This window comes from Paenibacillus sp. WLX1005 (assembly GCF_046603685.1).
Classification (GTDB): Bacteria; Bacillota; Bacilli; order Paenibacillales; family Paenibacillaceae; genus Saccharibacillus.
In genome coordinates this window covers 2,472,189-2,489,402 of the sequence record NZ_CP176756.1, presented here as the reverse complement: position 1 = coordinate 2,489,402, position 17,214 = coordinate 2,472,189, and the positions used below count along the sequence as shown (strand labels likewise).

13 protein-coding genes are annotated in these 17,214 nt (G+C 44.6%); 4 read left to right on the top strand and 9 right to left on the bottom strand.

From position 1 onward, the window contains the following. Positions 1-328: 328 nt before the first annotated feature. The gene (mprF, locus tag ACE3MZ_RS10760) at positions 329-2,980 is read left to right on the top strand and encodes a bifunctional lysylphosphatidylglycerol flippase/synthetase MprF (protein ID WP_411346425.1); all 2,652 of its coding nucleotides are present in this window, start codon (positions 329-331) and stop codon (positions 2,978-2,980) included. 181 nt (positions 2,981-3,161) lie between these two features. Here mprF and ACE3MZ_RS10755 read toward each other — a convergent pair whose 3' ends face one another. Next, on the bottom strand, positions 3,162-3,692 hold the full coding sequence (locus ACE3MZ_RS10755; protein WP_411346424.1) for a hypothetical protein: 531 nt from the start codon (positions 3,690-3,692) through the stop codon (positions 3,162-3,164). A gap of 268 nt (positions 3,693-3,960) precedes the next feature. Continuing rightward, the gene (locus ACE3MZ_RS10750) at positions 3,961-4,542 is read right to left on the bottom strand and encodes a hypothetical protein (RefSeq protein ID WP_411346423.1); all 582 of its coding nucleotides are present in this window, start codon (positions 4,540-4,542) and stop codon (positions 3,961-3,963) included. 582 nt (positions 4,543-5,124) lie between these two features. Here ACE3MZ_RS10750 and ACE3MZ_RS10745 point away from each other — a divergent pair. Continuing rightward, the gene (locus ACE3MZ_RS10745) at positions 5,125-5,478 is read left to right on the top strand and encodes a DUF3243 domain-containing protein (RefSeq protein WP_411346422.1); all 354 of its coding nucleotides are present in this window, start codon (positions 5,125-5,127) and stop codon (positions 5,476-5,478) included. Positions 5,479-5,556: 78 nt separating this feature from the next. Here the strand turns inward: ACE3MZ_RS10745 and ACE3MZ_RS10740 are convergent, their stop codons facing one another. From ACE3MZ_RS10740 to ACE3MZ_RS10720, 5 genes are all read right to left on the bottom strand, one after another. After that, positions 5,557-6,156, bottom strand: a complete 600-nt coding sequence (locus tag ACE3MZ_RS10740) for an undecaprenyl-diphosphatase (protein WP_411346759.1) — start codon at positions 6,154-6,156, stop codon at positions 5,557-5,559. A 169-nt stretch (positions 6,157-6,325) separates the two neighbouring features. After that, a complete protein-coding gene (locus ACE3MZ_RS10735; RefSeq protein ID WP_411346421.1) occupies positions 6,326-7,639 on the bottom strand; it encodes an amidohydrolase in 1,314 nt (437 codons plus the stop codon). 404 nt (positions 7,640-8,043) lie between these two features. Then, on the bottom strand, positions 8,044-8,613 hold the full coding sequence (locus ACE3MZ_RS10730) for a hypothetical protein (RefSeq protein ID WP_411346420.1): 570 nt from the start codon (positions 8,611-8,613) through the stop codon (positions 8,044-8,046). A gap of 194 nt (positions 8,614-8,807) precedes the next feature. Further along, positions 8,808-10,022 carry a threonine synthase gene (locus tag ACE3MZ_RS10725; protein WP_411346758.1) on the bottom strand — a complete coding sequence of 405 codons (1,215 nt, stop codon included), beginning with the start codon at positions 10,020-10,022 and terminating at the stop codon, positions 8,808-8,810. 287 nt (positions 10,023-10,309) lie between these two features. Further along, entirely contained in the window at positions 10,310-11,359 is a 1,050-nt protein-coding gene (locus ACE3MZ_RS10720) for an NAD(P)/FAD-dependent oxidoreductase (RefSeq protein ID WP_411346419.1), read from the bottom strand. 276 nt (positions 11,360-11,635) lie between these two features. Here ACE3MZ_RS10720 and cls point away from each other — a divergent pair, with 276 nt between their 5' ends. After that, positions 11,636-13,087: a cardiolipin synthase gene (gene cls, locus ACE3MZ_RS10715; protein WP_411346418.1), complete on the top strand. Its 1,452-nt coding sequence runs from the start codon at positions 11,636-11,638 to the stop codon at positions 13,085-13,087. 46 nt (positions 13,088-13,133) lie between these two features. On the opposite strand, the gene ACE3MZ_RS10710 is transcribed toward cls, so the two are convergent. Then, positions 13,134-14,075 (bottom strand): helix-turn-helix transcriptional regulator, encoded by a 942-nt coding sequence (locus tag ACE3MZ_RS10710; protein ID WP_411346757.1) that lies wholly within the window; start codon positions 14,073-14,075, stop codon positions 13,134-13,136. A 164-nt stretch (positions 14,076-14,239) separates the two neighbouring features. Between ACE3MZ_RS10710 and ACE3MZ_RS10705 the strand changes: the two genes are divergently transcribed. Continuing rightward, complete coding sequence (locus ACE3MZ_RS10705; RefSeq protein ID WP_411346417.1) at positions 14,240-15,139, top strand: alpha/beta hydrolase; 900 nt, start codon at positions 14,240-14,242, stop codon at positions 15,137-15,139. Between the two features lie 475 nt (positions 15,140-15,614). Here ACE3MZ_RS10705 and ACE3MZ_RS10700 read toward each other — a convergent pair whose 3' ends face one another. Then, positions 15,615-16,574 carry a D-2-hydroxyacid dehydrogenase family protein gene (locus tag ACE3MZ_RS10700; protein WP_411346416.1) on the bottom strand — a complete coding sequence of 320 codons (960 nt, stop codon included), beginning with the start codon at positions 16,572-16,574 and terminating at the stop codon, positions 15,615-15,617. Positions 16,575-17,214 lie beyond the last annotated feature (640 nt).

Here is a 17,214-nt window from a genome sequence, read left to right as displayed (position 1 = left end):
CACTTACAGCGTAGTTAGCCGCAGCATTCTCATTTATGACATTCCTGTATCCTATAACAAGACGTCCTCCCTTATGATAGAGCATGTGCATTTCTATCGGCGATGGCGTCTTTTTTGCTGTAAACGCATTTAACTTTATCGGAATGGTGTTATACAATAGTAATGGGATTTATTTGGAAAGCATTTATGAATGCTCCACAATATACCGATGTAGTATCTGAGCAGATCCGGGTAAATGCGATTTTTGACAACGCAGAGACCGTAATTCCGATCATGGAATCATCCAGCAATCGCCCATTATATCGACAAAGGTGGAGTTCATAATCACATGAGAGAAACGCTGCGCAAGCTTAAAATACTTCAACTGATGACAGCTCTATTCAGAGCGCGTATTATCAAAATTCTGATCCCCATTATTATTTTGGTGATCATTATTATCCAAGGACGCAAAGAAATTGAACATATTAATCTGGGCCGTGTATTATTTGAGCTGCACCGTATGCCGGTGTCGGCAATTATTCAAATCTCACTGGCTTCCTTCATCGCTGTCTCGGCGATGAGTACTTATGATTATTTGCTACGTAAGCATTTTAAATTGGATGTAGAATGGAAGGCTGCCTTCCGCTACGCATGGATCGCCAATACATTCAACAATATGATTGGGTTTGCTGGTCTCACTGGCGTCGGTCTACGTGCCATTCTATACAAAAAGAGCGGTGTACCGATCAAGACGATGGGGTCTGCCATTTTATTTCTATCACCCATCATTCTGGTTGGTTTGTCCCTACTCGGTTGGCTGACGATTATCGGCATTTTCCCGGTAGAGCCGATGTTTGATGCACATCCATGGTTGCGATTTGCCGTCTGGGGCGTATCGCTGTATTTGCCATTTTTCCTATTAATGCAGCGCTCCTCCTTATTCGCCAAATGGTTCCACAAAGAAGGCGAAGGCAAGCTGCCGTGGAGTATCGTAATCGCTTCGGTCGGTGCGTCGTTTCTGGAATGGGCGTGTGCGGCTGTATTATTCTGGCTAATTCTGTATCATGATCTGGATCATCTGCCGTTTGCAACTGCAATCGGAATCTATGTAGTGGCTGCCATTGCCGGAATTATCAGTATGGCGCCAGGTGGTATCGGCGCATTCGATTTGACAGCGCTACTCGGTCTGCAAACGATCGGTGTCGATTCAACGCGCGCGATTACGGCACTCGTATTGTTCCGAATGTTCTACTTCTTGATTCCTTGGTTGATCGGTCTTGTATTGGCAGCCTTCGAGATTACTCCAAGCCGCCGACAGATGAAGGATATGGTTACGAATGGACTGGATTCATCGCGTAATGCGTGGACCAAATTCTGGGGCTGGCCTTCGCAATTTGGTCTGCTCGGTGATCTGGGTGCATGGGCGCTCGGCAAGCTTGTACTTGCGAGCGGAATCATCTTGCTGCTATCCGCAGCGACGCCGGGCTTGATCGAACGTATGCGATTTATGGAAAATATTCTGTCTTTGCCAATCATGCGTCTTTCTGAGCAATTATCGGTTGTGATCGGTATTATGCTAATTATCGTTTCGCGCGGCATTTCGCTGCGTATCCGCCGCGCCTTTGTATGGACGGCAGGGCTGCTCATTGCGGGCGCGGTGTTTACGTTTGCCAAGGGCTTTGATTATGAAGAAGCGATCATTCTGATGATCGTCGCGATCATCCTCTGGGTGTCCCGTGCCAAATTCAATCGGGAAAGTGCCAGCTTGTCGCCACGTAGTATCGGTGTGTGGGTCATACTCGCCTTTATCTCGTCGCTGTGTTATTATCTCGTTGGTTCACAGATTCACCCTTCACTGCTGCGCCATCTGCCTGCACGAGCACAGCAATGGTTCCTTAATCCGCATGAGTATGCCGTAACAGCAGTGATTGCTTTTATTAGTGCACTGATCGTACTGGCAGCAATCTTTGCTCTTCGTCCTAACCGACATGTAGAAGATTTGCCAGATGCCGAGCAGTTGGATAAATTAAATGAATTTTTGCAAAATCAACAGGGGAACCTGCTTAGTCACCTACTCTATCTAGGTGACAAAACATTATACTGGGCACAGGAAGGCAAGATTCTGATTCCTTACTCCCGTGTCCGTGATAAGCTGGTCGTGCTGGGCGATCCGATTGGTGACAAGTCACTGGCTGGCGCTGCCATTCAGGAGTTTCAACGCTATGCCGATCATTTTGCACTAACCGTTGTATTCTACCAAGCAGCACCAGAGTATCTATCCATTTACCATGAGAATGGTTATAACTTCTTCAAACTTGGTGAGGAAGCCTTGGTGCCGCTAGACAAATTCACTCTATCTGGCAAAAGCAATCAAGGACTACGTACTGCCAAAAATAAATCTGAACGTGAAGGACAGCTGTTCGAGGTTCTGCAACCGCCATTCTCGGCTGAATTGATCAGCGAATTGCGATTAATCTCCAACGAATGGCTGGGCGATCGCAAGGAAAAAGCCTACTCTCTCGGCTGGTTCCATGAATCGTATCTCCAGCGCGCACCGATTGCTCTGCTACGTGAAGCCAGTGGTCGTATTCTCGCCTTTGCTACACTAGCACCAGCATACGACAATAACCGGATCGTTTCGATTGATCTGATGCGTCATCTGAACGAAACGCCAAACGGTACGATGGATGTACTATTCGTCCGCCTCATTGAATGGGCAAAAGAATCCGGCTATGCCTACTTTAATCTGGGCATGTCTCCTTTATCTAGCGTTGGTGAAAATGCCAATGCCCATCGCGAGGAAAAGCTTGCACGACTCGTATTCCAATACGGCGGACACTGGTATGGCTTTGAAGGGCTACGCCGCTACAAAGAGAAATTCTCACCCGAATGGGAAGCACGTTATCTCGCTTACCCGGCAGGCATGCAGCTACCGTTCCTGACGATCGATCTGGTGCGTCTCGTATCGCGTAAACCTGGCAAAATGGAGCATACGATTTAACTAGATCAACTAGATCAACTAGATCAACTAGATCAACTAGATCAACTAGATCAACTAAATTTTATCTGTCGCTTCGCTTGTAATAAAAACATTATTTCCTACAACACTCAATCTAACATGTATGCAAAAAGCCCGACTACGAATCATTATGATCCGCAGTCGGGCTTTTGTTATGCCTTCATTATTTGCTTTCCAGTTCAACGATCGTTCTCAGCTTAGTTGTAGCATCGCCAGGAATCGCTTTTTCGGTATACTTGAACGTAATCTCGGAGCCTTCTTTCAGCTTATTGGCAGCATCGCGGACGCTGTCATCGAGTTGATAAACAACCGGGCTACCGTCTACCATGACTTCAGCGGAGTGCTCATCAGCCAGACCGGAGAATGTACCGGTTGCGACTTGTGTTGCCATTTGATCATCTCCAGTAGTGGTATCTGTAGTGCCTTCGGTTGTACCTTCACTGCTCGTACCTTCATTCGTTTCAGGAGATGCCATATTGTCTTCTCCAGTAGAACCGTTGTCAGCAGGAGTCGTTTCTGTGTTATCCTGCGGTTGTGTCACTTCTGTATCAGTGCTCGTACTGCCATTCTCGGCAGGTGCTGCCGCAGGTTGCTGCGATTGATTGTTGCCACATGCCGCGAGCAGAATCACCCCGAGCAGCAGCAGAATCGCCAGTGGACTCCGTTTCATCCATGATTGGTTATTTCGTTGCATCGTAAATGCACCTCCTCAATAGTGTAACGCATCACATTGCCAAAAGTTGCTTCAAATTCAGCAACCAGGCAAAACAACATCCATTAGCATCATACCAGATAATGAGCAGCGAATAAAATATCGCCGCTCTTCCTTGATTCACACATAGCCACTATGCAAAAAGGGACTGCTACGCCGGTCATGCAACTTGCACCGGAACAGCAATCCCTTGGATCAATGGTTGGTTATTTTGATAACGCATAATGCCCGGTACAGTCATAAATGTGATTTAAGGGATATATTGCTGTACGACTTTGACAATTTCACCGTTTTTCACTGTGACATGATAAGGGAAAACGGTTGGATCAAGCAGATCCGGTTTTTGGAAAATAGCATTCAACTTGGACATTGTAATCGACTCATTCCAATTGATGTCGATGTCTTCCCAGTTGCCTGTATGATCATAAATCTGCATCAATACTTGAGCACTGGTTGGAGCTTCATATTGATATGTGGTGGTATCTGTATTCGTGATGTAATATCCATCTGGTGCACCGTCCAGACCACTGTCTGGATTTTCTTTGACGAAGATTTTGTTGGCTTCATCGCCAGTGTACCAGTTAATTGGATCAATGGTTAGATTGTACTGACCGTTGGAATCACGCTTGATATCATTAATAAATACCGTATACGTACCGTCAGCAGGTGTTGTACTGCTGTACGTGTCTTTGTAAACGCTGGTTGTTACTGTTGCCGCCTGTGCGACATTGGTACTGGAATCTACGGTATTCCCTGTTGCCAGACTTCCCGAGGTCAGAAAGATTAAAGAAGCAGCACCTGCTCCTAGTATTCCCATCATTGTTTTCATCATCGCTGCATCTCCCCTTCTCTAAATGGCCGGTTGGTCTGACGAAATGTCAGGAAACTCGCTTACCATTTGCAATGTGCTTATGTTGACATTGTCTGTGCGGATGAATTGTCGTTCTTATTACTAACGACGAGTCCGCCCAAATTGTTGCAAAGCCCGGCAATATTCTGTGATCTTTCCTACAGCATTCACCCCGTACAATATGTACAATGATGGATTGCTGTGTAGAAGTTATTAACCAGAAACCTTTACGCAAGAACCATTCAAAAATTTTCCAATTCGTATTTACATCTTGTCGTTCAGAAACGGATAAGATGTAGAATTGCTTGCTTTGTTCCTTCACTATACACCTTGTTTTTGATGAATTGGTTGCAATAATGTTAATACTCATTTACAAAATTAATACCAGGTTCTAAAATCTAGCCCTAACTATCATTAAGTGCTATTGATACACGTCTGAAAATGCTTATAACATGGTGTAATCGATATTTATTTGATCCAAAGATAAATATAGGATTGATTTCATTTTTTTCGGTTAAATACGTAGAAGCAAAGCCATTAACAGACACCGAGGAGGAGTACATCATGTCAGAACAAGATCATATTGTGAATAAATCGGGGCAGGTCGAACCAGACAAAGTCGAAGCGGCATTAAACCGCATCAGTGATGAGCAGAAAAAGCAGATCTTGGATGATTTTGAGTCGTTCCGTTCGTATCTGAGCAAACGTATCCACATGGCAGAAATTATTGGATTAAGTGAAGAAAATATTGCCAAGCTTACACAAAAAATCGCCGATTATCTTGCTACCCATGAGCAGCCACAAAACAGTGAAGAGAAACTGTTATATGAATTGTGGAAAGTGGGAGACGAGGAACAACGTCACAAGCTGGCGCATATGCTTGTTAAAATGGTCAAAAATACACAGGAAGCACGTTAATCCTGTATTCCAATCAATCACATACAAAAGAGCGCATCCGCTTTGATAGCAGGATGCGCTCTTTTTGTATACGTTCAATTAGCGATTCCGGTAGCTGGCACGCGGCCACACTTTATTTTCCATTCGTTCGTACCAATAAATGCCTAACTCCATCAGATTGCTTGCCAGCGAGATGCGGGTGAACAAACGATGCACCAGCACCGAGATCAGCATACCGATCAATGCGCCTGCCAACACGTCACCTGGATAATGCACACCTGTCCAGACGCGTCCGAGCGCGATACCAGCAGCCAGAATCAGCCATACCCAGCCTGCACGACGACGGAACTGCCAGATCGTCATCGCAACAACAAATGCGCCAAGGGAATGTGTGCTGGGAAACGAAGCATTGGCTTCATGACCGACCAGTTGAATGGCGTGCAGCGTAACAAACGGCCTGTCCCTGTATATGATCTCTCCAATTATCCAGTTTACCGTAACTCCAATTAACCCAGACAGCAGCGCTTCCGCAATCATACGCCGATTATCCCGTGCTCTCGTAAACCAGTATACAAGCGCTCCGATCATAAAGAACAGAACCGCATATTTGGATAAAAAGATCATCAGCGGATTCAAAAATGCCAATTGTTCTGCCCCACCGTTAATCCATAAAAACAACCATTCGTCCATGTGCTCCATAGTCAATGATGTACTCCCCTCCGCTGATCAAGCAATCAGCGTATGTATTGTCGTGTGTGATTTCCTGTAAAATTGTAAAGCAGTTCATGACATATATCAACTCTGTGTAAAACCAGTATAAATGTAATGTAAAATGTCATGACTGCTTCAACAATCACACACGCCAATATTAGACACCTTCTACGATGCGCTTTGCCCGCTGTTTTCCTTCCGCTAACACGAGTTGTTCATCCATCGTGACCAATTCACGGTTATCCATTAGAATCTGTCCATTTACAATCGTTGTATGCACATCACTTCCTTGTACCGCATAAGCAAGTAAGGATACTGGTTCATGTACAGGCTGTACATGCGGCTTATCCAGATCAATCAAGATAACATCCGCCTTTTTGCCAACTTGCAATGACCCAGTCTCATGATCTATATTAAGCAACCTCGCACTGTCTAGTGTCGCCATTTGTACTGCTTTGTATGCTGGTAGGACAGTGGGATCACCGTAATGCAGCTTTTGCAGCCATGTCGCTGTTTTGATACCAGCAAACATATCCAGCGTCGTTGCACTCCCTGCACCATCCGTTCCCAAGCCAACTGTAATACCGTTACGCTGCAACTCCGTGACCGGGGCAATACCGCAGCCTAGCTTCAGATTACTAACCGGATTGTGTGACACTCCTCCACGCATACCTGTTAACGCATGAATATCTTCGGTATTCAAATGGATACCATGTGCCAGCAAGACATGTGCATTCTCAAATAGCCCCAGCTCATGCAAATACTGCGTTGGCGTCTGATTGTAACGTTCACGCATAATAGCGACCTCTTCCTTCGTTTCAGCCAAATGAATATGAATCGGGCGCTTATATTGCTGTGCCAGCTCAATCACATGACGCAATTGTTCTGGTGGGCAGAGATACGGCGAATGCGGTCCAAACATAGTTGTGATTCTTCCGTCAGCTGCATGATGCCATTTCTCAACCAAATCTACCGCTTCAACAAGCCGCTGCTCTGCTTGATCGTCGATAAATACAAGCCCTCTCGTCAGCGATGCTCTCATACCCGTCTCCTCTACCGCAGTAGCGATGTCGTTCATATGAATATACATATCAGCAAATGTCGTTGTACCACTACGAATCATCTCTGCCATCGACATTTTGCTACCCCAGTAAATATCTTCTGCGGTCATACGTGCTTCGGCTGGAAACATCTTCTGCTCCAACCAATCCATCAGCTTCAGATCATCGGAAAAGGCTTTTAACAGATTCATCGGACTATGCTGATGCGCATTAATCAGCCCCGGCATTGCAATCATATGATTAGCATCAATCATGCGGTCAAACTGTTGCGAAATTAGTTGATGCTGATGAACATCTTCTTCACGATACAATCCAGTAATCCGATCGCCTTCAATCGTTATGTCGCCGTTAAATGGTGTATCTCCGTCTTCCATCGTAATAATGATCGCATTTCTAATCCATATTCTCATCACAGCATTCTCCTCTAGTTTTAATATGATTATGACCGGAATGGACAATCTTCCGTTCCGCCTATGACCAGCATAATCATTGACGTAACGTTAAGGTCAATATAGAAATGAGTATGGATACTATGGATGTTATGTAATTACATAGATGATAATAGATAGCGATTTATTTCGTTCTATAACAAGGAATTAGATGATGTAGTGGGATTGGATGTGGAGTCAATAAGTGGAGTGGATACTCTGCTGGCATAGAGATGCATCGAGTTTGCAAAACAAAAAGATGGCGATAAAATAAAACGCGCCATCTACAACGCTTCTTATTCTACCGCCATCACTAAAACTAACATCAACATCAACATCAACATCAACAATATTTTACGCGGCTATGTGTATCTTGTGGCAACGATTTAGGAATAACTACGCCGCAATTCGTAAAAATATTGCACAGCAGGATGCTTCAGCTTGATCGTCTGACTCATATTGAGAATCCGCTTTTTGCCTACTCTACGATCGATCAGAGCTAGTATATTTAGCATCATATCGCTACTTTCTAGACTTTCTTCTATCGATGTAGCTAGAAAGCGGGTTGAAGCAGTTGTAAAGTTCGATTTGCTCAATGCTGCCTGCACCACTATCATTTCTTTGGCATATTCCGTTAATTTGCGATTGCGTGCGATGACCTGTAAACGATCTTCGGGAACATTCTCGCCCATTGTGACACGCACAGCTTCGATGTCCGCTGCTGTAACTGGAATATCAATAGTAGGATCGCTCTTAATCTCTTGCTCTGACTGATACCAGCGAATCGGACCAGTCACATCGTTCATCTGCAATACGTTCTTTTTGTTGACGGCAATATAACAGTTCCCTGCTTTGTCAGGCAAATATCGGTAGCTGGTCGCCCGGTATTCTACTTTGCCGACCAATGCAGGGCTGAGAAACCCTTCCAGTTGTTGCTTCAATTTACTCCAGGACATGAATCCTCCTATACTCTCTAAATCGGCTATTATATTAGATAGCAGCCGATCTTGCAGGTTGAAAATCTGAACGCGGAATGATATATGGTACCGCTTCAGTGTCTGCTCTCGTTCTTTTAGAGTACCATGTCAGAGATATGAAAAATAGAGTGTACGATATTTCCACACCGTTATGTTGCGAATAGTGAACAAAATTAGCGACCAACGATAGAGTCCCCGATTTGCAGCAATGGTGCTTCCGTCTGTACAGTGTCTGGATATTTGATGCCTGCGCCCGTGTTGAGTACTACAACCGTTTCATCAGGTTTGATCCAGCCGTCTGCGGCAAGCTTACGCGCCGCTGCAAAGGTGGCTGCACCTTCCGGGCAGACAAATGATCCTTCCAGTGAAGCAACTTCGCGCTGTACTTCTAACAACTCGGCATCAGATATTGCGATGCCAACACCACTCGTTTCGTATAGTGCACGCAACACAAGAAAATCCCCCAGCGCTTTAGGTACATTAATACCAAACGCAATCGTTGTCGACTGCTCCCAGAATTCCGAGCGTTCTTGCCGATTCTCCCATGCCTTGACGATAGGTGCGCAGCCTTCTGCCTGTACCGCAACAAGACGTGGCAATGTACCGCTAATCCAACCAAGCTGTTGCAATTCCTTCAATGCTTTGTGAATACCGATTAATCCTACACCACCGCCAGTTGGATACAAAATCACATCTGGCATTTGCCAGCCCAATTGCTCGGCAATTTCTAGTCCCATCGTTTTTTTGCCTTCGATTCGGTAAGGTTCTTTTAATGTGGAAGCGTCATAGACGCCATCCTGCTTCACTTTCTCGGCAACCATTTTACCAGCGTCACTGATCAATCCATCTACTAGAAAAAGAGACGCGCCTGCCAAAGCAACCTCGCTACGTGTAATCTGCGGCGCATCCTGCGGCATTACAATCGTCGCACGAATACCCGCACGGGCAGCATACAATGCCCATGCTGCACCTGCATTACCGTTCGTCGGCATCGCAAATTCCTCAACGCCCAGCTCTAATGCTTTGGATACACCAACAGCTGCACCACGTGCCTTGAAGCTTCCGCTTGGAACAAGGCTCTCATCTTTCATATAGAGATGGTTGATGCCGTAGCGCTCACCAAGTGTAGGCAGATGCAATAATGGTGTCATCCCTTCACCTAATGTAACAACATGTTCTGAACTGCTCACTGGGAGCAATTCATGATATCGCCACAGATCCGGATTACGCTGCTGAATGTCTTCGCGTTTTACTTCTTGTTTTAACTGTTCCAGATTGTATTCTACGAGCAGCGGTGAACCACATGCGCACAACTGATGAATATGCTCCGTATCATACTGTGTTTGACAAACCGGACATTGCAAATGCGATACATAACTATAGGTCATCATGAATCCCCCGCTTTCACTTTGTTCATCACACTCGTATGTATCATACCAGTCTAGTTTTATTTTGCCAATTATTCTTATCTACTCACTTGGTTATATGACAAGGTTTAGGATCATTGAACCGAGAAGATTGTGCTTGATTTTCAACAAAAAAGTCCGGCGATTCAGGCATATACCTGAGCCATCGGACCTTATTATTTCTAAACGAGTAACATTGTTAGCGATTCATGACCGTCATTACAGTCATTACAGTCATTACAGTCATTACCAATCTACAAATAACGATATTATACGCGCGCTGTTTGCTGTTCCAGTTCCTTGTTTTTATCCTCAAATTTCTTGTTGTGAGAGGATACATATGCCTGAGAATAAGCGTCTGGCTCCAAATATTGCTTGGCGCTATTCACTGCGGTTGCACCGTCTACGAGTGCTCCACTGATCAGATACAATTTGCCGTTATATTGAACGACGTCTCCTGCGGCGAAGACGCCCGGAATGCTCGTTTGACGACGTTCGTCTACGACAGGCTTGTTGTATTCGCCCAGCTCCATACCCCAATCCAGCAGCGGTTTCAGATCGCTCGTCATGCCGTGATTGACGATCAGTGCATCTACTGGAAGTGTACGTGTTTCTTTCGTTTCTACATGACAAATGGTAATTTCCTCTACCAGACTGCCCTGACCTTGCAGACCTGTCAGTTCATAAGATGTAATGATCTCTTTGCAATTTTGCTTCATACTGATTACGTTACGTTCGTGACCACCGAATTCTTCTCTGCGGTGTACAACGGTTACGCTCGCAGCCAGCGGATGCAGCGCATTCGCCCAATCCACTGCAGAATCTCCACCACCGGAAATCACGATATGCTTATCTTTGAAAATCGACAGCTCCTGCACAGTGTAGTGCAGATTGGTCACTTCGTAGCGATCAGCGCCTTCAATCTCAAGCTTGCGCATTTTCGGAATGCCATGACCTAGCGCCAGAATAACTGTGCGGGTATGATGCTGTTCGCCTGTGCTAGATGTAAGCAGCAATGTCTGATCTTCCAATCGCTCCAAACCAGTAATTTGCTGGTTTAACACAACCGTAGGTTCAAATATCATCGCCTGTTCCGTCAGATTCTGGATGAGTCCGGCACCGCTGATTGGTGGCACGCCGCCTACATCCCAAATGATTTTCTCAGGATACAGTAGAATTTTGCCACCGAGTGTCGGATTGAATTCAATAATCTTCGTTTTCATATCACGCATCCCGCTATAAAAGGCACTGTATAGTCCTGCCGGTCCACCGCCAATAATCGTTACATCATAAAGTTCCAGCTGTCCTTGTTGTGTCATATGTAGCTCCCCCTGTATACATAACTGCTCATGCAGTTTGTTGTAAAATGATATCTGCAAAACATAATTGATAATGATTATCATTATAGTTTACGATAGATGCTTATGCAATGAAAAATGGACAAATAAGTTATGATTTCAAGATGTCAATATATTATTTACCATATTTTGTGATATGAATGATAAACATGTAGTGTGTGATCTCGTATTTTTTGGTATGCTGTTGGTAAAGTGCTTATTTATGATGGACAATTTAATTAAGGTGGGAAGCTGGGAATGTTGACCTTTTACTCGCATTTTTCCTGGATATTACTTGTAATCAACTTATTTCTGGCGCTATTTATCGTCTTTCTGGAACGTCGCAACATTGGAGCGACATGGGCGTGGCTGATGATCTTGCTATTTATCCCGATTGTCGGTTTTATCGTTTATCTGTTCCTCGGTCAGAATCTGAGCCGGGTCAAGCGTTTTCGGCTACGCAAGGAATTCCGTTCTATTATTGAATCGGCAGTTAATGATCAACTTGCCGAATTTGATAACTACACATTCAGCTTCAATGATAAGTCGATCAACAAGTATCATGAACTGGTGCATATGCATCTAATCAGCAATTACTCGCTCTATACGCAGGACAACAGTGTACAAATTTTCTCAGATGGATTGAAAAAGTTCGATGCACTGTTCCGTGATATCGCGCGTGCCAAAGAATATATTCATATCCAGTATTACATCATTCAACGCGATGATCTTGGTCGTCAGCTATTGGCTGCTCTGACGGAAAAGGCTAAACAGGGCATTACCGTGCGGCTGATCTATGATGCGTGGGGCAGCTCCAAAGTGAATAAGAAGTTTCTCAAAGATTTTGTAGATGCGGGTGGTCATGCAGCTGCCTTCTTCCCGCCTAGCATTCCGTTGATCAACTTCAAAATGAATTATCGCAATCACCGCAAAGTTGTTATTATCGACGGCGAGTGCGCATACATCGGCGGGTTCAACGTTGGTGACGAATACCTCGGTCATGTGAAAAAGTTCGGCTACTGGCGCGATACGCATCTGCGGGTAGAAGGCTCAGCGATTTTGCAAATGCAGGCGCATTTTCTACGTGACTGGCATCTGGCACTGAATACGCATATGAATCAGGATTATTCGTTGTTTGCTGTATCCAAGCCATTTTCCGGTAATATCGGCATGCAGATTATTTCCAGCGGACCGGATAGCAGTCTGGAAACGATCAAGTACTCCTATATTAAAATGATCTATGAAGCGAAACGTAGCGTTATGATTCAAACACCGTATTTTATCCCAGATGAGAGTATGATTACAGCGATCAAATCGGCGATTTTATCTGGTGTGGAAGTGTATCTGATGATTCCCAAACGACCGGATCACCTGATGGTGTATTGGGCTTCGTACTCCTATTTGCAGGAGCTGTTGGAATTGGATGCGCATTGCTATTTGTACAATAAAGGATTTTTACATGCCAAAACGATGGTCATCGACGGTAAAATCGCCTCGGTCGGAACCGCCAATATGGATATTCGTAGCTACAAGCTGAACTTTGAGATCAATGCGGTGTTATACGATTCTGAGACAGCACAGCAATTGGAAGCATTGTTCTTGCAAGATATTCGTGATAGTGATGTGCTGACACTGGAAGCATACGAGAATCGCCCATGGTATCGCAAAGTGGTCGAATCGTTCGCCCGTCTGTTATCCCCAATTTTATAATACCAATCTGCCCCAGTGTAACAGTATTATCGCTGTTATGCTGGGGTTATTTGTAATGTGCAGCCAGATCAGACAACTGTTGACGAATCTCATCTTTTAACTCTGTTGGTTGTTCGACTATCACCTCTGTACCTAAACCAATGAAAAAATTAGCATAAAAGCTCAATTCCTCTTCCGGCACCATTGCATCCAATTGCCCGCTTCCATCTTCGTGTATATCTAGTGAGATCCACATCTCCGCTTCACAACGCTGCACCGCCCGTCGACTCAGCTTGGCTTGAATACGATATGAATGTGGAACAGACGGTTCCTCATACCAGCCGCTACTACTCGAAGGTTCTAACTCCAATGGCTGCAAGCCGGATGTATCATACACTGCCGTTCGAATACGATCACAGCGAAATAGACGATACCCTTGACGCAAAAAGCAATACGCCGAGCAATACCAAAATCCCTGATTGGTATATATGAATACCGGTTGAATCGCTCGTTGGCTACTGGCACGGTCTTCTGGCTCATAAGTAATATCTAGCACTTTTTGCGCTACTGCCGCCTCTAACAGCAGTGGCAAATAAGGTGCATTTTGCCGCCTAGTAGGCGCAGTAAAATCAAGCCGACTTTTCATACGATCAATGCTGTCTCGTACATCACCAGGTAAATGTAAATAAAACTTGCGCAGTGCAGACACCGATTCCTCTTCAAATGGTAGAGATGAATAGTGACGCAGCGCATGAGAAGCAAAAAACATCGCTACCGCTTCCACTTCGGTAAACGTAATAGGCGGTAATACACGTTCGCGCAGTACTTTGTAGCCGCCATGTGGACCGACCTCTGAATACAGCGGAACGCCCAGTTCACTCAATTCCTGCAAATCCCGCAAAATCGTACGTGTAGACACTTCAAATTCTTCTGCCAGCTCACGAACTTTGAACTGTCGCTTGCGATTGACTGCCATCATCAATTGCATCAATCGCTGTGCTTTGGACAGATCTGATTTGGACAATATGCTCACTTCACTTTCACTGTTAACTGGATAGATTCTATATGTATGAATATTTACGACAATTTCTGTCACTATTATGATCTATACTGCATATAGATGACAAGCAGTATACTGCATTGTACAAAATCACTCATGCTGGAGGTATATCCATGACACGACAACAACGCACCCAATTGAATCAAAAGCTAAAACGCCCCGCCACCTTCGTCCCACAAACACCAGAGCAAATGCGTACTGGATTCGCCGCTTTGATGTCGAATATGTATGTGCCCACTATGATTACACAAACTCCGATTACGCTTGGCAATAGTCCGGCAATACAGGTGGATCATGAACAACATACGCATGCCGGAATCATACTGTATTTTCACGGCGGTTCTTATGTTGTCGGTTCTCCAACTACCGCAATGTCGCTAACAGGTAGTCTGGTGAGCCGAACCGGTATTCGTGCGGTATCGCTCGATTATCGGTTAGCACCAGAGCATCCTTTTCCAGCAGCGATGGAAGATGGTCTTGCGGCTTATCGCGAATTGCTGGCAAACGGAACGAATGCAACTGATATCGTATTGGTTGGCGATTCGGCAGGGGGTGGACTTGCTGTTGCTGTATGTATGATGGCTCGCGATGCTGGTTTACCGATACCCGCGGCAGTGATTACCTTTTCGGCAGGGTTGGATAAAACGCACTCTGGTGCCAGCATGAGCAGCAAGGCAGATGTCGATCCATTCTTCGCCCGTGAGAACTTTGATCATACAGATGCTATGTTTCTTGCAGGGCAAGACCCTCGTCATGAATGGGTCAGTCCGGCTACGTATGGCAAGCTCGAAGGCTTCCCACCATTATTACTTCAAGTTGGCACGAATGAATTGCTGCTGGACGATTCGACTATGCTTGCAGAGCGTGCACGCGCGGCAGGTGTCGATGTGATTCTGGATATTACCGCTGATGTTCCACATGTGTTTCAAGCGTTCACAGGTATATTAGACGAAGCGGATCAGGCACTTGATCGGGCGGCATTGTTTATTAAACAGCATATCGCACAGGCGTAACCTGATAAAAGAGCAGGATGGTTTCTGGAACTAGAAGCTGTCCTGCTCTTTGTATATTGATGTATTTCAACTGGAATTGCGATTGGAGAGGTTGAATACATGTTGTTATTTTGCCAATAAAGGCTTGCTTCCAAACAACGGATCGTATCGCTGTTCATTTACTCAATGCATACTATTGTTCTTGGATGGAAATAGCATTGATTGGTATTGTTTTTCATTTGAAGTACTATCGCTATTGTTACTTTGTTATGGTGTAGAGTGCACAATACAGTGCAAATGTTCATATGAACAAGATATTGTATATGTGGTTTTCTATTATGAATTTTTCACGTATTGATTTTTTAATTAAAGTGTAGAGAGTTGTATAAACGTAAATAAGAGTTCTACATATGAATATAAGCCACATACGAATACGAGCTGCATGTGGCAAATGGTTGAAATTCAAAGTTTGGATATTCAGGCAATGTTCTGGCAGTTACCTCAACTCTCTTACTGGCGTTCCTTGCAAAAATTGCACAATATCGTCCACCGCATCCTGATAAAATGTCTGATAATTATCGTCTGATACATATCCAATATGCGGTGTTGCCAATACATTAGGTAATGTCCGTAGCACATGATCCAGCGGTAAAGGCTCCTCGTCAAATACATCCAATCCTGCACCCGCGATTGTGTGCTGCTGTAATGCTTCGACCATCGCTTGTTGGTCAACCAATCCAGATCGCGAAGTATTGATCAAATACGCGGTTGGTTTCATCTGCTCCAGCTCTTGCTTACCAAGCAAATGCCGGGTCGTCTCACTCAGCACCATATGCACTGACACAATATCACTCTGACGCAGCAATTCATGCAGGGAAGTTGCCAAGGTTACACCCGCTTTCTGCGCACGTTCAGCAGTTAGATTGGGGCTCCATGCCAGTACAGACATGCCCATCGCTTGCGCGATTGTTGCCATAGCTTTACCGATTTTGCCCAGTCCAATCAAACCGAGCGTTTTCCCATACAAACCAATGCCGATGGTACTCTGCCATGCATCGCCTTGGCGAAAAGCGTTATTTTCCTGCACCACATGACGCGTAATTCCGAGAATGAGTGCCCATGTCAGCTCAGTTGGTGCTGCACCTTTGCCACCTGTTCCACATACTGTGATGCCGAGTTGGTGTGCTGCCTGTAGATCGATAGACGCATTGCGCATCCCGGTCGTCACGAGAAGCTTTAGAGAGGACAGACGCTGTAACACGTCCGCTGGAAATTTGGTTCGCTCACGCATAATGACTAGAATTTCGCAATCCTGCACAGCATGGATAAGTTCATCTGCGGATTGAAAATACTGATTGTAGTTTCTGACTTCCACTTGATCGTCCAGCACAGACCAATCCGCCATCGAAAACGCAACATTTTGATAATCATCCAAAATAGCGCAATGAAGTGTCATTTGGTATCCTCTCCTAGTTCAGTAATTTCCATGCATGTTCATTTGTTGATCTATAGCAGCAGCACTATATTTACTAGTTTCAGACATTCCTTCATCAATATAATCAATATCACTGTCAAATAACTATATGCCGTATTGCATCATTTTGAATCGACTCAATCTCTTCTGAATAATAGACCTTCTCATGAAATTCAGCAACATCTCAATTATTTGCTATTTGCGCGGATATTGTCTTGCTTACACTCATCGGCTGGGAGCCTGCTGCAAACAAATCGCCTACCCCTGTAATTTCACTTGCTGTTTTCCAAAAAAATTTGCTTAACATGAAATTCACAACTTTTTATCTGTATATTGTACTCTCATATCCTGCTTTATTGTAATGTCTTACTTTTTTTCTTTACCATTTCTGGACAATTCCGCTTGTTGCTCTTGTTATAACTTCACCAGAAAAATCGTTTTTACGTTATCATCTCTCTTGAAAATTCCTGTCTCTTTTCATCTCCACATACACTCCTTCTGAAAAATAAATTCCAATTCCCCTCTTGACCTTTTTCCAAACGACTCCTATAATCGAGAACCAATAACACATTTTGGCGATGACCGGAGACAGGATTCCCTTCATGCGCTGTCCAGAGAGAGA